The organism is Pseudoalteromonas sp. MMG024 (genome assembly GCF_021654175.1).
In the GTDB taxonomy this organism is placed as follows: domain Bacteria; phylum Pseudomonadota; class Gammaproteobacteria; order Enterobacterales; family Alteromonadaceae; genus Pseudoalteromonas.
Genome location: NZ_JAKFZO010000006.1, coordinates 185,541 through 208,570, shown reverse-complemented (window position 1 = coordinate 208,570; position 23,030 = coordinate 185,541). Strand labels below are relative to the sequence as shown.

The window sequence follows — 23,030 nt, the reverse complement described above, 5'->3', positions numbered from 1 at the left end:
CGCTTGTTTTATAAAATTATGTTTAGTGTGATGGTGTTCTGCATCACGTTATCAAACGCATATGCACAGCATGGTAAGTTGCATGTCGGTGCGACCTTACACCCTTATTATGCCTATGTGGCAAATATTGTGGGTAACAAGGGTGAAGTAATTCCGCTCATTGAAACGGGATTTAATCCACACAATTACAGTTTAAGCCCTGCCGATATTAGTCGTTTAAAAAACATGGACGCGCTGGTCGTTAACGGTATTGGTCATGATGATTTTGCGCTCGATGGGTTAAATCGTATAAAACCGCAAGGCGTTACACTGATAAAAGCCAACGACCAAGTGCCGCTGCTGCGTAAAAACCATAAGGTGAATCCTCATACCTTTGTTTCTATCGATGCGGCAATCCGCCAAGTTTATGCCATCGCTAAATCACTTGGTCAATTGGCACCTGAGCACGCTAAGTACTTTAGTAAAAACGCTTTTTTATATGCCAAAAAATTGCGGGCGTTAAAAAAGCCAGTGCAAGATATTTTAATCAATCATGATTTATCGAATGTGCGTATAGCGAGCACCCACAACGCATATGGTTATTTATTGCAAGAGTTTGGCTTAACCGTGTCAGCTGTTGTTGAGCCCGCGCACGGGGTTTCTCCAAGTGCGTCGCAGTTACAACAAACGATTAATGAAATAAAAAAAGCCGACATAGACGTGCTGTTCACAGAACTTAATATGGCAAACAGCTATGTTGATGTAATTGAAAAAGCGACCGGCATTAAAGTGTATCATTTTTCACATATGACCCATGGTCAGTACAGCCAAGACCTAGTTGAACGGGAAATGAAGCACAACCTGACGATGCTCTCCAAAGCGCTGACATTTGCCGCATCAAAATCAGGTAACACGCTATGACAATTCATGCTCCTATCGTATGTGTTAGTGACTTAAGTGTCAGCATTAACAACAACCTGCTGTTAAATGACGTTAACTTGTCGGTACCTGCGGGAATTTGGCTAGGCGTGGTTGGGCCAAATGGCGGTGGTAAGTCAACATTGATTAAAGCCCTTATGGGACAAGTGCCACACCGCGGACAAATCGCCTTAGATTGGCCTGAGCAAAGTGCGCGGCGTATTGGTTATTTACCACAAATTGCGATTATTGAGCCCTCTTTACCGATAACTGTAAGCGATTACCTCACTATGGTATGCGATACCTGCCCAGTTTGGTTTCGGCATAAGCAAAAGCAAGCAATACGAAATGCTATGACGCGTTTGCAAATTGAAACCTTTAATAACAAACGCCTTGGTACATTATCGGCTGGCGAAAGACAACGCGTTTTACTTTGCGCTGCGCTAATTAATCAACCGGATATTCTGGTGCTAGATGAACCACTTGCCGGTGTAGACAAACAAGGCCATGCACTAATTCTTAATGTGTTATCAGAATTTCACCAAGCGGGTGGCAGCGTGATTATGGTTGAACACCACTGGCACGTGGTGGAGCAGTATTGTCAGTTTGTTGCGGTAATTGATGGGCAGTTGGTTGACTATGGTCCGATTGAACACGTATTTAGCCGCTTAAAGCCGAATGTCGCACCATTTGAGTTAGCAACATCAGCGTAGGAACATTATGTTGGACCTAGTACATACATTCTTTTCAAATCTAGTGAATATTGGTCTGTTACCAGAAATGTTCAGCTATGGTTTTTTGGTCAATGCCTTTTTAGCGTCTTTGTTAATAGGCCCCTTGTTGGGAGCATTAGGCACTTTAGTAGTGGTAAAACGCTTAGCCTTTTTATCAGAAGCAGTTGGCCACTCAGCACTCACCGGCGTATCCATTGGTATTCTACTTGGCGAACCAATTACCGCACCTTGGATCAGTTTATTTGCATTTTCATTATTGTTTGCCTTGTCGTTGCAGTGGGTGAGAGGGCGAACGACCGTGCCTTATGACGCACTAATTGGTGTGTTTCTGGCGTTTGCTTTGGCAATGGGGGCGGCGCTTTTAATGTTGGTTGCGCAACAAGTAAACGCCCATTTAGTAGAGCAAGTGTTATTTGGCTCGGTACTTACCGCCAATGAACAAGACTTACTCATTTTAGTAGTGATGTTTGTCATTATTGCGGTGCTTGCATGGCGTTTTTCAAATCAAGCATTCTTAACGGCAATTGCGCCTGAAATTGCAAAGAGCCGACGCATTAACACTAAGTTGCATGATTATGGCTTTGTTGTGCTTATTGCCTTGATGACAGTCGCTGCCGTGAAAATCATCGGTGCAATTTTAGTTGGTGCGTTGTTACTTATTCCTGCTGCAAGTGCGCGATTATTAGCCCATAACTTACGCAGCATGTTGTTATGGTCAGTAATGATTGCAACAACCAGCGCATTAATTGGCGTGTTGCTGCCAATGTATATGCAATGGGCTGTTACAACTGGGCCTGCAATTATATTAACCGCCTGTTGTTGGTTTGTATTTGCCATTAGCGTGCACAGCGTAAAAGGAGTAAGCACCCGTGCGTGATCTTATATTAGCCATGTTATTAACCTTAATGCCTTTGGCTGTAGGTGCGTTAGAGGCAAGCGAAAGTAAGTCTTTGAAAATTGTCACTGTGAGTCCAATAAGCCATAGCTTAGTGACAGCAATGGTTGAAAATACGCCTATTCAAGTGACTTATTTACCGCCAAAGCGTTTACCTGTAAGTCGCATCCCAAGCTGGATTAAGAAAAACAAAACGCGCAAGTTTGACCAGTTTGATGCGTATGTATCAATGCGGGCAGTAAAGCCACAATTTGATTTATATGCCAGTATGCGCCAAAGCAATATTCGTGTGGTTGAAATTGATATTGCTGAGGCTCTGTTGCCAAAGGGCGAAAAAGTCGTGTTACTAAACCAACAAGAGTATTTTTGGCTTAATAATAACAACTTACTACTTATGCTAGGCATTTTGAAGCGTGATTTAGTGAGCCTTTGGCCACAATTCTCTACAATGTTTAATGCCAATCAACAAGCGCTGTCGTCGCAAATTCGCAGTATTAATCGCGCGAGTAATGCGCTGTTAATTAAGCACGACGTCGCATTTATGGTGGCAAATGCGAAACAGGCGCCGTTTGTTAATGGCTTTGCGACAGATTTAGCGACTCAGCAAGACGCACAAGCCCTAGGTCTAAATTACTTATTAGTCGATAAAGTTAAGAAAACGCCATCGCCTAATACCTGGCATATTGATGATTTTAGTCGATTTAACAAAGCGCCATTAATTGCGCGTTTAAAAAGTAATTTTAATGCATTATCCCAAACACTTTCTCAATTATAAAAGAGGTTGAAAATGAAAGGTCCAATTAAAACCTTATCGGCCATTGCTGTGGTTGCAGCAATTCATAGTTTTTCAGTTGTAGCAGCAGAAAAATCCCATTTTAGCTATAGCTGGATTGATACTTGGGATACAGATAACAATCAACAAGTAACGATTGAAGAGTTTTTTAAAGCACGAAAAACACGCTTTGACCTTGCTGATGAAAATAAAGACAGCCTAGTGAACTTAGATGAATATCGTAACGAATACGAAAATCGTCTCGACCAAAAAATTGCACAAGAGCGTACACAAAGCGTTAAGCAAACAAAAATGCGCTTTAACGCAATGGATAAAAACGACGACGACATAATGTCGAAAGACGAATACATGGATGTTGCAAAGCGCGGTTTTGATTTTTTTGATACGGATAAAAACGGCATGATCACCGATGAAGATCCGAAACCTGAATACAAACCGCGTAAAAAAACTAAGCAAAAAAGCGAAGAAGAAATTAAAAAACAACAACGCGAGCGCAAAATAGCCAGTGCGAAACGTGTTGTAAAAATGCCAACTACGCATAATAAAAAGGGCATGGTTGCGATTTACGACGCTAATGGCAATGGCAGTGTGTCTTGGCAAGAGTACATGGCAGTGCGTGAAGAAATGTTCGCAAGAACAGATGAAAACGGTGACGGCCAACTGGTATTTGACGAATATTTAGCAGAATTTGAAAACAGACTTGATACGCAAATTGCAAAAGCCCGTGAAAAACGCGTAGCACGTACCGATAAACGCTTTGCAATCCTTGATGTAGACAGCAATGGTATGACATTTGAGGAGTTTCAATTGTCAGGTGTGCGCAGTTTTGTACGTTATGACAAAAACAAAGACGGCAAAGTTGAGTTTGACGAAAAGGCTAAAGCACAACTAGCTAACAGCGATGCTAAAAAACAAGACGGTAAACTGTAACGGTTGCGGGTCAAAAATTCCAAACATTCAGGGGGAGTAATCCCCCTTTAAATTTAAAAAAGGTAAATGATGCGTTTTGTGGTTTTGATCGCAGCACTTGTGTGCGGATTTAACGCAGTGGCAAAACAGTACGCCACAACGGCCTATTTAGGCACATCTGTTCAGTTTACTATAGAGGATGTCACCGGGACTGAACAAAACCAAGCGTTTGAGTTAGTTAAACAAGAGTTAACACGCTTGGATATGATTTTATCGCGCTATAACAAAAGTAGTTCCCTTTCGATTTTAAATCGTGAGAAACAACTAAAAAATGCACCTGTTGAGCTTATCGACGTACTCAAGTTATGTCAGCAATGGCAAGTAAGTACCACTAACCATTTTAGTTGTCGACTAGGCAGTATTTTACCAATTTGGCAACAGGCTGAACAAACGCAAACTATGCCATCGCGCATTGAGGTAAGACGCGAGGCCCGTTCGTTACGCGATAAAACAATCTTAATTAATGGGTCACACATCACCCTTGATGAGGAACTAACGCTTGATGTTAATGGTATCGCGAAAGGGTTTATCATAGATAAAGTGTATGACTTACTTGTTGCCCGTTATAGTGAAAGCCGCTTTAAAATTGATATTGGCGGCGATGGTCGTCATTACGGCGCGTGGCCAATCGCATTTACAAACCCAAATGTTAAGAACGCAACGCAGGTGATGTTAACTAATTTGGAAAATCACGCATATGCAGCAAGTGGCCTTGCGTTTCGTCATTTTCAAATCAAGCACAATACGTTTAGCCATATTTTTGCCCCCCGCGATGGCTGGCCCATTACAAAGCCTATCGGCGCTGCGGTAATTGCAAAAACAACTACAAATGCTGATGCCATTGCAACCGCGTTAACCACAATGAATGGTGTAAATGCCATTCATTGGCTTAATAAGCATGACGTAGCAGGCGTATTATTTTTGCCTGACGGGCGCGTTGTTTATTCAAAAACATGGCAACAACGCGATGTATCAAAACACAAAGCAAAGCTGACATTTGATTACACGTTACCTGAATTTGATATTGCCGATTACCGTAAACCTTATGTTGCGATATGGCTATCAGACCCTAAAGGTAAACCAATAAAACAAATGGCTATTCTTGGTGATAGCGAAAGATGGTGGCAGCAAAGCAGGCGTTGGTGGCGAAAAGTAGGGCGCAAGGAAAATAGTGTTTTTCCACATCTTGCCCATGCAACGCGAAAGCCAGGGCAACACAGTATCACATGGTTTGGCGAGGACGATTTTGGCGAAATTGTCACTGAAAATGAATTGATATTGCATATTGAAGTTAGCCGAGAGCACGGTGATATCAGTTATCAAAAGTTGCCATTTAATCTCACGAAACAAGCCCCAATAACTCACGGTGGAAAAGGGGAAATAGGGCAACTTAATCTGACGATTACGCCGTAAAAGCCAAGCGCTAGTTCAAAAAGTGGCAACAAAAGCACTACAAAAATTGGCTGTACGGACTAACATGCTCTAGCGTAAATTATATAAAAACGGCATAAGGATTTGCCGCTTACTTTCTTAAAATACTCACTTCACTTTTATGTTGTTTAGCTCAAGCTACTTAAGTTTTATGTGAAAACTTGGTTTTGACGAAAAATCACCAATAAAATTTATATTATTTTTTAATATATCAATCATTTATTTGTTTTCCTGTAGTGGATTTAGCGCAGTTAACGGTATTGCGAAAAAAAGTATAATTTACCTTGCATTAAAAACGCGAATCATTATCATTACGACTCGAGTGCGATGACTATGAATTTTAAATGTGAGGATACTCTTTTGCGCTTTACTCTATCTAAGCTAAGCACCGCAATTTCATTTGCATCAGTTGTTTCAATCGCGGGCGCAAGCCCATATGCGTTGGCAAATACGCAGGTCACAACACTAGAAAAAACAAAATTATCTGCCAACAAGCGCGTTGAATCTAAGTCGCAAACGGAGCTCGACAGCGTGTCAGTTTCGTCAAACGTAATGCAAGATATTAATGATGTAGCTGACTACATTCCAGGTGTAGACGTTGCAAGCATGGGCCGTTTTGGTAATAACGGTTTTAATATTCGCGGTATGGAAGGCGATCGTATTGCGATTACGGTTGATGGCTTAACCCAAGGTGAAACACTCGATCCCCCTTCATTTGCGCCTTATGAGTATTTTCGAGCGAGTCGTAACTCGACTGAAATTGAGCATATGAAAGCTATTCAAATTGTTAAAGGCGCAAACTCAGTAATCAGTGGTTCTGGTTCGCTTGGTGGTGCAGTGATGTTTACCACCATGAGTGCCTCAGATTTACTTGACGGCGATGAAAATCAAACCCGTGGTTATTTCAAGTTTGGTTATGATGAGCGCGATGAACAAGCGCAAGGCACAATTGCAGTGGCTAACAAGTTTGGTGGGCTAGAAACACTACTAATGTACACAAAACGTCAGGGCAGTGAATCAAGTAACCACTCTGGAAACCCTGATACAACGGGTGCATCGCGAGAAAGGCCAGATCCACTCGACTTTAACAGCGACGCACTTTTGTTTAAAACCCAGTATCAGTTTAACGACGTTCATGAACTAGGCTTTGTTGTTGAAAATGACGATAACCTGTCGCAAGTAGAAAACCTATCGCGCGTTTCAAGCAGTATTCAACGTCGTTTTTCAGATGATGAACAAAATCGTGCCCGATACGGTGTATTTTATTACTTAACGCTAGATACCGTAGCATTTGATGAGCTGGATGTACGTTTTGATTATCAAGATATTTTTACCTCTGGTGTAACTAATATGCATTACGCGGCGTGTCTTGAATACTCACCGAGTTACCAATGCTTAGTGCTAGGAGAAGCGTATTTACGTCAAGAGCAACGCGAACTAACACAACAGACTTCAACCCTTGCATTTGATTTTTCAAAGCAACTAGTTACTGGGCAAATGCGCCACGATATTGTTTACGGTACAAGCTTTGAAACGCGTGAACTTGAAAATAATATGTGGGACCACCGTTACAATGGGCTGACAACTGATTCAGGTTATCAACAATTAAGACGCCCTCTTGCTGATGGCACAACTCATTATCCAATAAAAGATGCTAACTTTATTCCTCAAACAGACGTTGCGATTTGGAATGCGTATTTACGTGATAGCGTGACTGTAACAGACGCGTTAACGTTAAGTGCGGGATTGCGATATGACGATTACAGCTATCAGCCAGAGTTCGACCAGTATTTCACAAATGATCAAGGCCTTGTTAAAGACGTTGATATGAATGCATTTACGTGGCAGCTTTCTGCAAACTACGAAATAACACCAAATCACTCAGTGATTGTTGACCTTGGCACAGGTTTTAGAGCGCCATCTGTTGAGCAAGTTTATTATGGCTCACGCGGTGCAACGGTTGATGATTGGCAACTTGTACCAAACTATGATTTAAAACCTGAATCAGCATTTAATATGGAACTCGGTTATCAGTGGCAAAATGATAACGGCCGAGTACGTGTGTCGGTATTTGACAGTGAGTACACGGATTTTATTGATAATGTTACTTATACCCGCGATTTAGCGACACCAACAACCAAGCGCGTGTATGACCCTTCATGTGGTTGTTACAAGCAAATGGAGGTCACTACAGATGACTATCAACGACCTGAAAACATCGGTGAAGCAAGTGTTCAAGGTGTTGAGTTAGATGCGCTTTATCGCTTTAATAATGGTTTAGAGTTGCGCGCTGCTTACACCCATTCTGAAGGTGAATATGACAATGGCGACCCAATGCTAACCGTTTCACCAGACTCGGCAGTTGTCAGTGTTGGTTATGATTCACAGTCACTATGGCGTGTTATGGCGCAAGTTCGTCATCAAGCTGAGAAAAAGGCAAGCGATGCATACACCACAAATGCACAAGGCGAGCAGGTTCAAGCGACCGATTTCCTGAGTGATACGTCGACCGTAGTTGATCTAATCGCTAATTTCGATATCACAGATAACATGGTGATAAATATCGCGGCACGTAATTTATTCGATGAAGAGTACTACAACTGGCAGCGCATTCGTTTTGTGTCAGAAGGTTCAGGCGGTTTTAGAGGCGGTGTTGCTAACGACGGCATTAAACGTTACTCAGAGCCGGGTAGAAGTGTTTCTGCCAACATTAACGTTAGATTTTAAGCGTTAATCAATCATAAATTTCCCGTTGGTTTAATAACAAAGCCTGCAATGTATGCAGGCTTTTTTATTTATATGCATCCAGTTACATACTGGTAGAGTGTTGTAAGTAGTCAATGGCTTTATTTAGGGCAGGATCAGCACCTTGGTTATCTTTATCTGTTGGGATAACTAATATATGTGGCTCAAAATCTTCTCTAAAGGTGCCATTTACATGGTATAAACGCTCAAATGCCATTTCTAGCCACGCATCACTTTGTTCTAAAGTCACTGTTTTAATGCCTCCGAGTAAATCGGCCATGGGTGCGCCAATCACGGTTTGTGCACCAAGGGCGTCAAGTCCAATAGTCATACCTTCACCCATGCTGCCGGTCCAACGACCAGCAAGCACAATAAATGGCTTTGCATAGTGTGGTTTAGTTGGCGTAACAAACGCTGTTTGCATTGGTGCTTTGTGATACGCCATGTTAGACGTTTGTGTGCGATAGGTTTGATACGGTGTCTTTTCGATAACAAAGTGACCCAGAATGGGTTCTGCAACGCCAGTATTGCCGCCACTTGGTGTATTACGCAAATCAATAATCAGTGCGCGTGTGTGCTTAAGTGCGTTAATCGCTTTTTTAAAGGAGGCCGCCGTTTGGTTGTTACCAAGGGAATTATTAAAGCGGATATAGCCGAGACCATCTAAATTACGGTAGCTTAATGTAGGCCCATCGTTGAGTGCATTAATCGCATCATAACTGGCGGCAAGTGTAATGGTTTTTTGAGTCCCTTTGTTATTTGTAAAGGTAATCGCTCGCGTTTGTTTACGAAGGCCGCCAAGTACAACATTTACCCCATACTCAATTTGTTGTGGCGATAAGGTTTCAAACCCTTGAGCAAATAAGCTGGCGACAAGAGCCTTTATTGGCTGGTTATCCATTTTGATAATTTTTGAACCTAATGTGAGAGTGCTTTTATCTGCAGCTGAACCAGCTTTGATATCTTGCACAATAAATTGGTCGTTTTGATAAATCGCGCGGATATCGGAGCCAGTTGGAAATACACTAAAATCATTTTTATCGTAGGGACCAAGGTTTAAATGCGGGTCAGAAAAGGTACGCATAAGCTGCTGGCTAATGTCATTAAACTCAGCCTTGTTTTTAGCCTTCAGCGCTTTACTTTTAAACTGGTTCAATACTGTATTTGCATTGTTTAACCTATCAAAATAGGCGTATTGCTTTGTCAGTACGTGTTCAACCTCTTGCCATGCGCTTGTTGCGTTAAACGCTGTGGCAGCGTTTACATTAAACGTAGCAAGCGTTAAAATCGGCAAGCTCAGGCAAAGTGGTGTAATTAACTTAGTTTTAAGTGATGCAAACATGTATCGGTAAACCTTTGTTATTGTTCTATTTGTTGTGTTGTTTATTACTGATTGTTGAGAGCGCAAGCTAGTTAAGCGAAGTAATAATGTGCTGCTCTGAGACACCGTAGTAACTGGCTAGCAATAAACATTTTTGTTCGATGTAATCGGATGTTAGGTCAAAATCGGTACGCTGTTTTTTAAATCGCTTTAGTGCAGAATTTAAGTTGTCGCTGTTTAAGGTGATTTGGCTACGCTCTATTTCACATAGCGCAATAAACGCGGTGAGTTCATGGTTTGGTAAAACAGTGCTTTGAATATTTAAATGCAGGTAACATTCAAGCGGCGTTAACCCATTTGATTCACGTTGGCTCAGTGCTTTTGGTAAAAACACATTACTTTCAAATAATAAGAGTGAGCGAACATAAGTAAAGGGCACATTTGTGTGCTCACCGCGGGCAACAAATAGGTAATGCAAGACATTGCGCTTCATTGAATCTTGCAGCGAAAAGTTTGCCATTTTCTGCAATAACGGCGTAAAAAACGATAATGCTTGGTTATTTTTAAGTTGCGATACTAACGGCGTGGGCATTGGGTGTTCGCCGTTTAGCGTGACACTTAAACGTTGAAAATAATCAAATGAGTTCACGTTTTTATTGGCCTGCAAGTTTAAAAACAGCATTATGTGTGCTTGACTCTGAGGCGTTTGCGTTAAATAAAACGTGGTGATTTCTTTTATATTGCCAGTTTTAAGCAAGCCTATGAAATGGCTAACAACTTGATCCATAGTGTAATTCAATTAATTTATACGCGTTTACATTAACACAGAAAGCTAAGTGTGTTGAACTTTGCTGTCTATTTCTAGAGCGAATGGCTTAGTGAAAATAGTAACCGTTTATGTATTTTCGCTAGATGGTAACCTCGATACTTGCTGTAAAACTAAATCGACATGCTTATTACTCATCAAACTTAAGATTGTAATCAATTTCATCAAAATGCAGGTAAATACATACGCCTTCACCCTCGATACTTTGAAATTCGATTTCACCTTTAAGGCGTTGCGTGACCAAGTTGTACACAATACTCAGCCCCAAACCGGTTCCGCCTTTGGCACGTTTTGTTGTTACAAAGGGTTCGAAAATTTTGTCGAGCAATGACTCTTTTACACCTGCACCGTCATCCATGTAACGGAAGTGCAGTGTTGCCCCTACCATTTTCGCCACGATATTAATGTTTAAGGTTTTATTTGGTTCACTGCCGTGACGTAAACTGTTAACAATAAGGATTGTAAATATCTGATTAAACGCACCTAAATAGCTTTTAATAACCAGTCCATTTGTCGCTTCGACGCTAACGTTAACATCGTACTTATCAAGTTCGTGTTTTAGGCTATCAAACAGGTTATTTAAAAAGGTTTCGACATTAAACTCGACTAATTCATCGTATTCTTGATGCGACGCAACTTGCTTAAAGTTGTTAATTAAACTTGCTGAACGGTTTAAATTTGACTCCATCAAACTTAAGCAGTTTTCTGCATCCAAGATCATTTGCTCAAGGGTGTTTTTTTGCAATGTGCCTTGGTTAAAGGAGTGTTTAAGTTGCTCTACTTGATCTCTTAAATGGGACTCGCTGGTTATCGCAATGCCAAGCGGTGTATTTAGCTCATGGGCAAAGCCTTTTACCATAGTACCAAGACTTGCCATTTTCGCGTCTTCAATTAAGCGCTTTTGCGCCAAACTTAATCGATTAATTAGTTCCTCAATATGGGCAAGTAGGTTATCAATATTTTTAGCCAGATCGGTTACTTCGTCATCACCACGTATATTACTGCGCATTGAAAAGGTATCAGATTGGCAAATTGAACTGATAAATGCATTTAGCTTAAATAAGCCATATCCAATGCGTCGATTAATTAAAAATGAGCTTAGTAAACTAAATGCTAAAAATACAAATGTAACGCTGAACGTGATGAACAACACTTGATTACTGGCGTCTTTTGCGCGCTCGTTTAAAAGTAAAGATAGGTTTGTAAAGCGCTCATTGATAACCTGTGACAGCACTTTATTTTTACCGGCAACACCAAGGGTGGACGACTGTCCCATGGTGTCTAGGAGTGCGGTATATTGGGTAAAGTTGTAATCATAGTCTTTTAAATTATCGATTAACTGGGTTTTTAACTCGCTGTTATGCGTTTGTAGGTACACCTTTATTTGTACTAATGTTTGTTTATGTAGTTCTAAGTACTTTTTATTCCAGCGTAATAAGTAGTCTTTTTCTCGGCGTCTTAATTCTAATATCATTATCTCAAGCGTTTGATCGTTAATTTGCTGGCTTACGGTTTGAATTGCATGAATGGATTTTCTAAAGCTGCCACGAATACCTTGATCTTCATTAAAACCAAGTTGTTTTTGAATGGCGATTTGTTTATTAAGATTTTGTTCAAACTGGCGCATTGCTTCTTGAATTTGCGTAAGCAGTCGCGCTGCAATTTCAAGGTCTGCTACTTGTTTAAATAGCGCAAAATGCAGTTGTGAATAATCATCAAACTGCTCTTTTGACCATTCAAGCATTTGCTCGTCTTTATCAAGGGAAAACTCTTGTTGTAAATTAACGGTGTCAGACAATACCTGTTTAAAGTCGGTTAGCGATTGCGTAATACGGTAGTGACTAGCGACTTTTTGATAAATTATGGCGCCACACGTGAGCACCACAATAAAACTGATTAACAAAGCGACTTGCGAGCTTATAAAGGCTGTTTTTAGTTTCATATTTGGCTGCCTGATCCATTTTTATAAAGTGTAGGTCAAAATATTTAGGTGTAAACGGTTGAACTTATGTTAGTTTCAAACGTTAAATTTTGTGCGTCAGTTAAATGGCCAATAAACGGTACTTTTCTTCAGCAAGCAATATGGCTGTTGGCAGTTGGTTTAGCAATTGCGCAAAGTTAGCGTACTGGTTTTGCCAACTAAGTAGAACTTCATTGCTCGCGATTAACTCATTTAATACATCAAGCTCAAGTGCCTGATGCTTGCAATAAATTTGGGTCGTTAAATCGCAAAACTGCACTCTGCGAATTGTCTCTAACAAAGGCATAAACTGTTTAAATTTATCGGGCAGGTTATCGTGATGATGGAAATAAATTATCTCGGGAATAGGGCTTGGGATATGCCATGTTTTACAAATTTTCGCGCCATTAAACGCGTGTTGACGCTGTAAATAGGCAATACGGTGCTTTTCATAGGGCTTTGGCAAATACCAAGTTAAATCGTCAAGTGATTCAAAGTACTTGGCATACAGTTTGTGGTTTAATGTGATGTCTATATCGTGTAATAAACCAACCAAGTAAGCCATATCAGCGGTGATCACGCTGCGTAACAGTACGTCATAGGTGGTTTTTAGTAATTCCGCTGAGATTAACGATTGACGCCACAATTGTTTTTCAAATTGACTGGTGGGCACAAATACCTTGGTCAGTGCCACTAAGTTTATTAAGTTAAATACCTCTTTTGTGCCCATGCGCACAATCGCATCTTTAATACTGCGAATGGGTTTAATAGCGGCTTGTTTAGCGGTGTTGCTTAGTTGAATTATTTTGAGGGCAAGGGGCGGATCGCGCTCTGCGAGTTTTTCAATTTTGTTGAAGTAATCTTTATCATCAAGCGGAATGCTCAACAATTCGACCAATATTGTCGGTAATATTGGCAAATCGGATACCTGTTCTTGTGGTGATGCTTGGCGTGTTGCCATTCACAAACCTTAAGATGAAAGTCATTTCAATTTGCCAATAAGTATAGTTAACCAAAACTCGAGATAACAAATTACATCATAAAAGTAATGTTTATTTATTCGGGTGGTAGCAGTTTGCAATAAGCTTATAATTGATAAGCACAATTGCGTTTTAACCTAATAACTTATTAAGTACTAAATCTGAGTATTTAGCTTAACTAAAATCACTTAACGTGAATTTAGCTTAGTCACGCTATTAACAGGCTGGTTGATTACTTATAAACTTCAGCCACTTTAAGTAAAACATCCTCATGTAACCTAACTTTAAAATTAGGGTTTACGTAATTAAACTGCACTAATCCTTTTTCATCAATCACGTAAATAGCGGGTACAGGTAATACTAATCGAGGTTCACCGGCTTTATTACGCTTTAGCGGATTGGTTAAATTAAGGCGTTTAACATAGCGTTGAGTTGTTTTGGCGTCAGTAAAAAATGCAATACCAAAGGCTTTGCTGATCTCGCTGTTGTAGTCAGACAATAAATCGTATTGCAGTGACATTGTTTCAACGCTTTTGCTTAGGTCTTTCGGTGCGTCAGTGGAAATGCCAACGAGTTTAAAGCCAAGTTGCTTTAGTTCTGGCTCAATTTTTTTGAGTTGCCCCATTTGGGTATTACAAAACGGGCACCAGCCTCCACGATAGAAAAATAAAATCGCTTTGTCGCCATTTAGATATTCTTTTAGCGATGTAGTTTTACCGTTTATTTGAGTAACCTCAACATCTGGAATGGTCTGTCCATTCAATAAAGGGGTAACCTCATCACTCGATTCAGCGATTGGCTTTGCGCTAAGTAAAAACGGAACAATTAGCGCAAGGCATAGTAAAAAACGTTTCATATTTGGGGTCCTAGTAATTACGTTACTTACTTGACCCGACAAGTACTTATTAAATTTCAAATGCTTTTAAAAAGATAAAAAAGGCGCTAATTTAGCACCTTTTTTAGTGATATAAATTAAACCAGCTCCTGCAGCATCTCTTCGCTGTATGGGGTAAGTTCTTCTGCATTTTTTACTCGTTCAACGTAATTTGGGTTGGCAATAAATGGACGACCAATGGCAAGCAAATCAAAACGCCCCTGATTAATTGCCAATTCACCCGATTGGGCACTAAAACCGCCGTTACCCACTAATGTATGTGGATAGTTTTCGCGCACATAGTCAGATACGCGACCACCTAGGTACTCAAAGCGTTGCTCATCATCAAAAATACCAATGTGTAAATATGCAAGTTCGCGCTCTGAAAGTGCATCGAGTAAATAGTCAAATACTGCGCGGTCGTCTGCATGGGGTTCAAGATTAAAATAGGCTCCTGGAGAAATACGAAACGCTGTACGTTTAGCGCCAATTCGTTCGGAAATAGCGTCTACCACAAGCAGAGCAAAGCGTGACATGTTTTCTGGCGAGCCACCAAATTCATCAGTACGATGATTGCTGTTGTAATGTAAAAATTGGTCGATTAAATAACCATTTGCACCGTGAATTTCAACACCATCGAAACCTGCATCTATGGCATTGCTTGCCGCTTGGGCATAGTCTTTTACTAATTGCTCAATTTGCGCAACGGTAACAGGAGTCGGCTCAATATATTCAAGTTCACGCATCCGTGGCACAGTACCTTCAACTTTTAACGCACTTGGCGCTAATACATTGTTGCCATTAAAAAAGTGAGGGTGAGCAACACGACCTGTGTGCCAAAGTTGTGCAAAAATTTTGCCGCCGTTGTTATGTACTGCCTTTGTAACGCGTTGCCAACCTTGAATTTGTTCCGCGGTGAATAATCCCGGTGTATTTGGATAACCTTGGCCGTCGGCGCGAATAATAGTCGCTTCTGAAATAATCAGGCCCGCATTTGCGCGCTTTGCGTAATATGTTGCCATTTGCTCTGTAGGTACGAGGTTTTCATCAGCCATACAGCGTGTTAATGGTGCCATTAAAATACGGTTTTGTAATGTGATTTCAGCGTTTAACGCAACTTCATCAAAAAGTGATTTAGCCATGTGTTTATGTCTCGCTAATTTGAATGATTATTCAAGTTAGCTCAATTTGAATGTTCATTCAAGTACTTTTTTGAACAAATATTCAAATTAAGTTATATTGGCAAACTATTGATTAAGAGGTTCGCTATGAGAAGTGCTGAATTTGATCGCGAAACGGTTTTGCGATCTGCGATGAATGCGTTTATGCATAAAGGATACAACAAAACCAGCATGCAAGACCTAAAGGCCGCAACGGGTTTGCATCCAGGTTCAATATATTGCGCTTTTGAAAATAAAAAAGGGTTACTGCTTGCAGCAATTGGTCAGTATAACCAAGACAGCACTGCATTTTTTAACGCCTTCTTTGAAAAAGAGCCATCGCCATTAGCAGGTTTAAATGCGTATCTTAACCATATTGTTGAGCAATGTTTAAGTTGCGAACCTGAAGCGTCGTGTTTATTACAAAAAGCACTTAATGAATTGGCGGAACAGGATTCCGACGTGCAAACGCTTGTTACAGAGCAACTTCATCGTTGGCAAGCAGGATTAGAAGCAATCATTGAAAAAGGCATTCTTGCGGGTGAAATTATTGGTTTGCGTGATGCAAAGTGCAGGGCACGTTCGTTGGTGATGAGTATTTATGGCTTACGTACGTATGGTTACACACACCCAGAGCCAGATGAGTTAAAAGCACTGGCAAAACAGGTGATTAACGATATTTCTGTGTAGTTATTTGCGTTCAATAATAGGCTTTAATAGCGAAATTAAACTAACTAGCAATTAATAAACGAGCGCTTAATTACTGCGGCAATGAACCAGATTGAAAGGTGGTTTTTTAAACTTAATGTTTAAATGCGATGGTGAGGCTTTTTTAAACTAGGCAGAGCTTTGTTATTGCAAACAATTTAATGTGCTCAAGTATTGTGACAAGCATGAATTGTATCAGGCTAGGTTTTACTGAGTGAATATAAAAAACAGGCACAAAAAAAGCGAGTTAATAACTCGCTTTTTTCTTGTAGTGACTAATTAAAGTACTACAACGTTCGCAGCTTGAAGACCTTTTTGACCGTCTTCAACTTCGAAAGAAACCGCTTGACCTTCAGCAAGAGTTTTGAAACCTTCTGACTGGATTGCACGGAAATGTACGAATACGTCTTTGCCGCCGTCGTTTTGTGAAATAAAGCCAAAACCTTTTGACTCGTCAAACCATTTTACAACGCCATCTACTTTGTTAGACATGTTTTTAACCTTTTTTAAAAGTGTATATTTTGGTGATTATCACCGTCGGGCTTAATTTATATTTCAGCTAATATCGCATCTAGCATCTGGTACAACTTTTAAAAAGGAGTAACGAAGGAACAACGCAGTAATAGGGATTGATCTATGTTTTAAGCGCTTTGAATATTAGTCCTTTAAGGGGGTTTTGTCTAGTAAAATTGGCATTTAATAGGTCGGATTAGTTAATAAAGGCACGAATTTGCTACGCTTTACACAGGTGTTAAGCAAAAAGTACACATTTTAATAGCGCGGTATTAGGCAAACACTGACATATTTTATTCAACATGTTTTAATTACGTGCGTCTCTAAGATATGCTTTTGAGTTATATAACATCGCATATGTTAGGCGTAATGAAACACATGTATTAAATAGCGCCGTATAACGCATAATAATTTTTGGAGCTTAGCTATGTCGTGCCCACATCATAACTTTCGTGAACTAGAAAAAGACATTCACACCGATTTTAAAGACGACATGTCGTATGGTGATTACCTTCAGTTGCCACAAATCCTCACCGCGCAAAAGCCACTATCAAACCAGCATGATGAAATGCTGTTTATTGTGATTCACCAATCGAGTGAACTTTGGTTAAAGCTGGCAGGGCATGAATTAAGCGCCGCAATAGACAATTTAAATAATGGCGATTTTGGCCATGCGTTTAAAGTGATTTCTCGCGTAAAACAAATTTTTAATCAGTTAACTCAATCGTGGAATATTTTATCAACATTAACACCGGTTGATTATTTAAAGTTTCGCGATGCGCTTGGTCACTCGTCAGGTTTCCAATCGTATGGTTACCGCAAGCTTGAGTTTTTACTTGGAAACAAAAATCACAGCTTATTAAAAGTACATGAGAGTGATGAGCAAGTGCACACAGAATTATCTACTATTCTAAATGCGCCGAGCTTATACGATGTCACTTTATCCATTCTTGCCAAACAAGGGCTAGAAATTAATGAAAGCCATTTGCAGCGTGATAAAAGTCAACCGTATGAAAAAAATGAGTCCGTACTAAATGCATGGCTTGAAGTTTATAAAGACGCTGACAAGTATTTTGAGCTATACGAACTTGCTGAAAAACTAGTTGATATTGAAGACAGTTTCCAACAATGGCGCTTTAAGCATATGTACACAGTACAGCGTATAATCGGGAACAAGTCGGGTACAGGTGGTTCATCAGGCGTGGCGTTTTTGAAAAAAGCGTTGGATATTAGCTTTTTCCCAGAGTTATTTGAACTTAGAACTAAACTGTAACAGGAGTAAAAACAATGACAACCGCACACCAGTTACAAGGGTTTTATTCTGAATTTGACGTGACCAATCGTATTCTTTTGTCTGGTCACTCGCATCAAGCGTGGCCCAATGCAGCAAAACAAGGGTTAATTGATTGTTTTAACGATGCGGCAAAGCATATTGACGATAAATGGGGCGCAGCATTTGAAAAGGCCGATAAAGTGCGTGATTTCTATCGTACTTTACTCGGTGAGCCACAAGGTGAAATTGCGCTAGGTCAGTCTACCCATGAACTAATTTTACGCTTTTTATCCGACTTAAACTGTTTTAAGCATAAAAAACAAACACCGATAAAAATCGTCACCACTAATGGTGAATTTCATTCAATGCGTCGCCAGTTAGATCGTTTAAAAGACGTCAATATTGACGTTAAGGTGATTGATACTCAACCGCAAGACACCTTGGCAGAGCGTTTAATTAACGCATTAGATAAAGACACAGATGCCATGTTAGTCTCTGCGGTGTTTTTTGCATCCAGTCGTATTTTCCATCAAGTTGGCGACGTTGCGGTTGCTGCAAACGCGTTAAACATACCGTGTTTAGTGGATGTGTATCACGCGCTTAATGTCATTCCATTTAGTTTAGCGAGCTGGAAACTTGAAACTGCGTTTATTGTTGGCGGTGGTTATAAATATTGCCAAGCTGGCGAAGGGAACTGCTTTATGCGCATTCCAAAAGGGCATAATGGTAGTCCAATTATTACCGGTTGGTTTGCTGAATTTGAAAGCCTTGATCAAGCCCCTGGACAAGTCGGGTACGGCCAAGGGCAAGGTGCATTTACCGGTTCTACATATGACCCAACAAGCCATTACCGCGCTGCGGCTGTATTTGATTTTTTTAATGCGCAAGGATTAAGTGCAGAACGACTTGCTGACATTAATAAACAGCAAATAACACGCCTTTGGCAAGGCATTGAAAGTATTGCGCTAATCCCAGGCTTACTTACTTTGCCAGAGCATGGCATTGAAAATAATGCAGGATTTTTGTCATTGACGACACCTGAGGCTGCAACTTGGGTGAAAAAGCTAGCGGAGCAGGGAATTCAAACCGATAGTCGTGGTAACCAATTACGTCTAGGGCCAGCACCTTATGTAACAGATGAACAGCTCGACAATGCACTTGATGTAATAGCAAATATCGCAAAAACGTTGGTATAAACATGTGCTTCTAAGCAGTATTGCCGTCTTTTTTAGGAAAAGGCGGTCATGCACAACATTTAGATTTGTGAGATTGATTAGCGTTTATATCATGTCTCTAAATCCTGACGCTTCGAGTAGTAACGTATCGGCTCAGGTAAAACTCTAAACTCCCTCCAGACACGTTAGACCTAAACCCCTTATTAGACTAATAGCTATAGGTTAATGTTGTTACGCTAATTTAAATTGGAAACAAACCAAGTAATTGATTTAAAACTACTAAATTTAAACTTAGATAATAACTGATTAAATTTAAATCTAAAAAAGGCCGTTTTTCAAATAGCTACTCGACTTATGGCTAACTTTCATTAAGCAACGACTCCGCTATGGTGTTTTCATAATAAAAATCTCATCTGTAGTAGGAGATACAATGACAACACCAACAGACACCAATCGCGATACGCATAGCGCAAGTTATGAATCGCTTCACAAACCAAGCGCTGAATTTAACACGCGCGATGAGTATTTAGAGCATGAATTACAAATTATGCAGCCCAAACGCTGGCGCCCTAATTTACCGTTTCGTGATTATCGTTTTGAATTAGAAGATACCATTCCAGCAATGGCGGGCACCATTGGCAAAGTAGTTATGGTAGGCGCAATTGCAGCGACGTTTGCTGGTCCATTAGGTCTAAGCGATAGCTTTATACTTGAAAACGTGCGCTACGAGTTATTACTGGTCTCACTATTTATTTTACTGTTTTCTGGCTTTTTACTACCTACTGCTAACCTTGCAGGTACCCATGGACCGCTTATTCCGCTTATTCCAATTGTAGTTGCTGCTGGCGGTCACCCAATGGCGTTTGGTTTGTTAATTGGCGCATTTGGTTTGCTGCTTGCGATAAGTAAGGGCGGTAGTGTGCTTGCGGGATTGACCAGTCGGGGTGTATGTGGGGGCTTGTTGCTTTACCTTGGCTTTATTGGCACGACGTCGCAGGTTAAAAAGCTATTTGCCTGGGCTGAAAGCATAAATATGGCGCACATTGCGTTTGTTATTATTTTCACCACGATTTTACTTTATGCGTTACTTGAACATTTTAAGAAGCGCTGGCTCGCTGTGCCGCTAAGTTGTTTACTTGGTGGTGGCCTTGCGTTTATGTTAGGCGCGCCGTTTGAATTTAAAACAGGTCCAGGTTTACCAAATATGGATCCGATGTATTGGTGGGGTGAAAGCACCGGTTGGATGTTAGGCTTACCCACCTTAGAGAGTTTTATTGTAGTGCTACCGTTTGCTGTGCTTGCAGTGGCTATGTGGTCTCCTGATTTCTTAGGTCACCAAGTTTTTCAAAAAATTAGCTACCCAGAACGCACTGAAAAAGTACAAATGAACATTGATGACACTATGTTAAGTGCATCGGCACGCCAAACGTTCGGTTCAATTATGGGCGGTGCAAACTTTACGTCGTCTTGGGGTACATACATTGTACCTGCGGCTATTGCTAAGCGTCCTATTCCAGCTGGTGCCGTGTTAACCGCGCTATTTTGTATTATTGCCGGTATTTGGGGCTACCCAATGGACCTTGCTATATGGCAACCTGTGCTGTGTGTTGCACTTATTGTGGGTGTGTTTATTCCATTGCTTGAAGCAGGCATGGAAATGACGCGCGAAGGTAAAACCACACAATCAGCAGCAATAGTCGTGTTCTCATCTGCGTTGGTTAACCCTGCATTTGGTTGGTCTTTAACTATGTTACTGGATAACTTAGGCCTGATTGGCTGTAAAGAACGTTCTAAAGAATTAACGTCGATGAACCGCTGGATTATTCCACTTATTATGTTTGTTGTGCTTACAGGTGTAATGGCATTGGTAGGGTTGTTACCGGGTCTTCCGGCAATTATGCCGAGCTTTCGATAATTAAAAGGGTTATTTCGCCAAACGTAACTGGTTTGGCGTTTTTCCCGTTAAACGCTTTAACAAGCGACGGAAATTGGTTAAATCATTGATTTCCAGTTTTTCGGAGATGGTTTGATTTGATGCAGACGTTTGCATTAAGTGAAACAAGGTCACGTTTTTAAGTACCTGATCTTTCTCGTACTTAAAGCTAGTATTGTGTGCCTGTAATTTGCGCTTTAATGTTGCCGGACTCATCGATAAATGGGCTGCGGCAGTTTCTAACGTTGTATTTGGTTTAAAGGCAATGTGGTGCGACAGTACAGTAAGTAGGCTGTTTAATTTTTGTTTTTTAGTCAGCTTATAAAATGCTTGGCGCCTTAAAATAGTGCTGCTCTCTTTAGCCGGTACATCCAACTGTTCGCTCTTTATTGATATCAACAGCAATGGCTTATCAAATATCACAGGGTGTTTTATAAATGTGTGGTAATACTCAAGATGTTTAGGTGCTTTAAACGGCAATTGTATGGTGATATCAATTTCTGGAAAACGCCAGTCAATAAAGTGGCACACAATACTTATTAACGTTTCATAAAAAAAACGTTCAACGCGCTCGGTGCAATGTTTAATTCCCACATCAATAACAAAATGACGCTGTTGTTCGCTGTTAAATTCGCTAAATTTACATACTGGAAAAAACTCATTACTAAAGCACCTTAGCAGCTTGAATACATGGTTTAGATTGCGCGTGTTTACAATGGCAGTTTTTATCTCAGAATTGTAATGATTAAAAAACTGTTGACCAATTTGAAAGCTAAAATCGTTATACGGCAATAAGTTCAAACTATTGTGACAACAGACTGCTAACTGATCAAAACTAATGTTTATGTCGCTTTTTAACAGGTCGCAATAAGCCAATTTGCTGCCGTTTAGCACTTTACTGGTATCCACGCCTTGCTGCTGACAAAGTTCAAGCAAAGGCAATAACAAAAGTGAACTTGGAATTACTTTATCGCTGCATTCAAAAAAGGTCACGTTTGCCACACTATGCCACCTGTTTGTGTAGCGTTAGGGTGTGGTTTAATCGCATCAGCAAAGAGGTCACATCATCGCCAGCCGTTACCTCAATACTTGACTGGTGAATTGCGTTAAAAAGGGTTTTATTGTCAAAGTACAAGACATGTTGCTTAACCATGTTAGCAACATGGGTGTTAATTACTTGGGCTTGATGCTGTTTGGTATTTGGCATCAGTACAATGAATCGGTCTCCTGCGTATCGGCAGGCTAAATCGGTATCGCGAATGTTTACTTGAATTAAGCTGGCAATATCATGTAATAGTTTATTGGCAGATAATCGACCTTGTTCGCGCAAATAAAGGTTAAACGATTTTATGTCGAACACACTTACGCAAAATGGTGTGTTATGGGTATTGAAGTGAACAAGCTCAGCGGAAATTTGTTTTTTCATGTAACTGGCTGAGTACAGTCCCGAAACCATATCGTAAAAACTGTGTTCTCGATAAAAACGCTCGCTTTTGATTAACCGATTGTTAATTATTTGTTGCTCTTTATGCCAGTAGTAAAGGGCGAAACTCATCATCACCAGTCCAAGTACTGCGGGAATTGCCTCAAGTCGTGAAAACCAAGCATACTCATTTTTGTAGCGAAAAAATTCATCGAGCAGGTCAAGTAACATTGAAAAATGCACCATGCTGATGCCAATAAATAACAGCGTGGTTAACTTTCCTTTGGGGCGGGTGTAAAGCGTGACAATTAACCAGCATAACGTAATTACAGCAATACCGCCCTCGCCAATAACATCGAGCCATTTAATACTGGCAACGGGTTTTGCGTTACTCATGTGTATAAACGACATGACCAAGAG

Annotated in this window: 20 protein-coding genes; 11 read left to right on the top strand and 9 right to left on the bottom strand. The window is 40.5% G+C overall.

The annotated features are described in order from the left end of the window. Positions 1-3: 3 nt before the first annotated feature. The 7 genes from L1068_RS07845 (at position 4) to L1068_RS07815 (ending at position 8,446) form a co-directional block, all read left to right on the top strand. Complete coding sequence (locus tag L1068_RS07845; protein WP_237129783.1) at positions 4-900, top strand: zinc ABC transporter substrate-binding protein; 897 nt, start codon at positions 4-6, stop codon at positions 898-900. Next, positions 897-1,610 carry an ATP-binding cassette domain-containing protein gene (locus tag L1068_RS07840; protein WP_237129782.1) on the top strand — a complete coding sequence of 238 codons (714 nt, stop codon included), beginning with the start codon at positions 897-899 and terminating at the stop codon, positions 1,608-1,610. The genes L1068_RS07845 and L1068_RS07840 overlap by 4 nt, the downstream gene beginning before the upstream one ends. Positions 1,611-1,617: 7 nt before the next feature. Beyond that, positions 1,618-2,508: a metal ABC transporter permease gene (locus L1068_RS07835; RefSeq protein ID WP_237129781.1), complete on the top strand. Its 891-nt coding sequence runs from the start codon at positions 1,618-1,620 to the stop codon at positions 2,506-2,508. After that, complete coding sequence (locus tag L1068_RS07830) at positions 2,501-3,301, top strand: hypothetical protein (protein WP_237129780.1); 801 nt, start codon at positions 2,501-2,503, stop codon at positions 3,299-3,301. The genes L1068_RS07835 and L1068_RS07830 overlap by 8 nt, the downstream gene beginning before the upstream one ends. Before the next feature lie 12 nt (positions 3,302-3,313). After that, positions 3,314-4,249 (top strand): calcium-binding protein, encoded by a 936-nt coding sequence (locus L1068_RS07825; RefSeq protein WP_237129779.1) that lies wholly within the window; start codon positions 3,314-3,316, stop codon positions 4,247-4,249. Between the two features lie 69 nt (positions 4,250-4,318). Continuing rightward, a complete protein-coding gene (locus L1068_RS07820; RefSeq protein WP_237129778.1) occupies positions 4,319-5,701 on the top strand; it encodes a DUF2271 domain-containing protein in 1,383 nt (460 codons plus the stop codon). 378 nt (positions 5,702-6,079) lie between these two features. Further along, positions 6,080-8,446 (top strand): TonB-dependent hemoglobin/transferrin/lactoferrin family receptor, encoded by a 2,367-nt coding sequence (locus tag L1068_RS07815; RefSeq protein ID WP_237129777.1) that lies wholly within the window; start codon positions 6,080-6,082, stop codon positions 8,444-8,446. 82 nt (positions 8,447-8,528) lie between these two features. Here the strand turns inward: L1068_RS07815 and L1068_RS07810 are convergent, their stop codons facing one another. The 6 genes from L1068_RS07810 to L1068_RS07785 all read right to left on the bottom strand — a co-directional run bounded on the left by L1068_RS07810 (position 8,529) and on the right by L1068_RS07785 (position 15,567). After that, a complete protein-coding gene (locus L1068_RS07810) occupies positions 8,529-9,806 on the bottom strand; it encodes a S41 family peptidase (protein WP_237129776.1) in 1,278 nt (425 codons plus the stop codon). A 67-nt stretch (positions 9,807-9,873) separates the two neighbouring features. Next, positions 9,874-10,572: a hypothetical protein gene (locus L1068_RS07805; protein WP_237129775.1), complete on the bottom strand. Its 699-nt coding sequence runs from the start codon at positions 10,570-10,572 to the stop codon at positions 9,874-9,876. 169 nt (positions 10,573-10,741) lie between these two features. Then, positions 10,742-12,553 (bottom strand): HAMP domain-containing sensor histidine kinase, encoded by a 1,812-nt coding sequence (locus L1068_RS07800; RefSeq protein ID WP_237129774.1) that lies wholly within the window; start codon positions 12,551-12,553, stop codon positions 10,742-10,744. A gap of 100 nt (positions 12,554-12,653) precedes the next feature. Continuing rightward, positions 12,654-13,532, bottom strand: a complete 879-nt coding sequence (locus L1068_RS07795) for an HDOD domain-containing protein (RefSeq protein ID WP_237129773.1) — start codon at positions 13,530-13,532, stop codon at positions 12,654-12,656. A gap of 251 nt (positions 13,533-13,783) precedes the next feature. After that, positions 13,784-14,407 carry a peroxiredoxin-like family protein gene (locus tag L1068_RS07790; RefSeq protein WP_237129772.1) on the bottom strand — a complete coding sequence of 208 codons (624 nt, stop codon included), beginning with the start codon at positions 14,405-14,407 and terminating at the stop codon, positions 13,784-13,786. A 116-nt stretch (positions 14,408-14,523) separates the two neighbouring features. Beyond that, entirely contained in the window at positions 14,524-15,567 is a 1,044-nt protein-coding gene (locus L1068_RS07785) for an alkene reductase (RefSeq protein WP_237129771.1), read from the bottom strand. 126 nt (positions 15,568-15,693) lie between these two features. Here L1068_RS07785 and L1068_RS07780 point away from each other — a divergent pair, with 126 nt between their 5' ends. Continuing rightward, positions 15,694-16,275, top strand: a complete 582-nt coding sequence (locus tag L1068_RS07780) for a TetR/AcrR family transcriptional regulator (protein WP_237129770.1) — start codon at positions 15,694-15,696, stop codon at positions 16,273-16,275. A 297-nt stretch (positions 16,276-16,572) separates the two neighbouring features. On the opposite strand, the gene L1068_RS07775 is transcribed toward L1068_RS07780, so the two are convergent. Further along, positions 16,573-16,785, bottom strand: coding sequence for a cold-shock protein (locus L1068_RS07775; RefSeq protein WP_054979221.1), 213 nt, complete (start codon positions 16,783-16,785; stop codon positions 16,573-16,575). Positions 16,786-17,233: 448 nt separating this feature from the next. Between L1068_RS07775 and kynA the strand changes: the two genes are divergently transcribed. From kynA to L1068_RS07760, 3 genes are all read left to right on the top strand, one after another. Next, the gene (gene kynA, locus L1068_RS07770) at positions 17,234-18,079 is read left to right on the top strand and encodes a tryptophan 2,3-dioxygenase (protein ID WP_237129769.1); all 846 of its coding nucleotides are present in this window, start codon (positions 17,234-17,236) and stop codon (positions 18,077-18,079) included. 14 nt (positions 18,080-18,093) lie between these two features. Further along, positions 18,094-19,275: a kynureninase gene (locus L1068_RS07765; protein ID WP_237129768.1), complete on the top strand. Its 1,182-nt coding sequence runs from the start codon at positions 18,094-18,096 to the stop codon at positions 19,273-19,275. 409 nt (positions 19,276-19,684) lie between these two features. Continuing rightward, a complete protein-coding gene (locus L1068_RS07760; protein WP_237129767.1) occupies positions 19,685-21,169 on the top strand; it encodes a DUF3360 family protein in 1,485 nt (494 codons plus the stop codon). 9 nt (positions 21,170-21,178) lie between these two features. Here the strand turns inward: L1068_RS07760 and L1068_RS07755 are convergent, their stop codons facing one another. Further along, the gene (locus L1068_RS07755) at positions 21,179-22,189 is read right to left on the bottom strand and encodes an AraC family transcriptional regulator ligand-binding domain-containing protein (RefSeq protein WP_237129766.1); all 1,011 of its coding nucleotides are present in this window, start codon (positions 22,187-22,189) and stop codon (positions 21,179-21,181) included. Position 22,190: 1 nt separating this feature from the next. Further along, entirely contained in the window at positions 22,191-23,006 is an 816-nt protein-coding gene (locus tag L1068_RS07750) for a diguanylate cyclase (protein WP_237129765.1), read from the bottom strand. Positions 23,007-23,030: the final 24 nt, after the last annotated feature.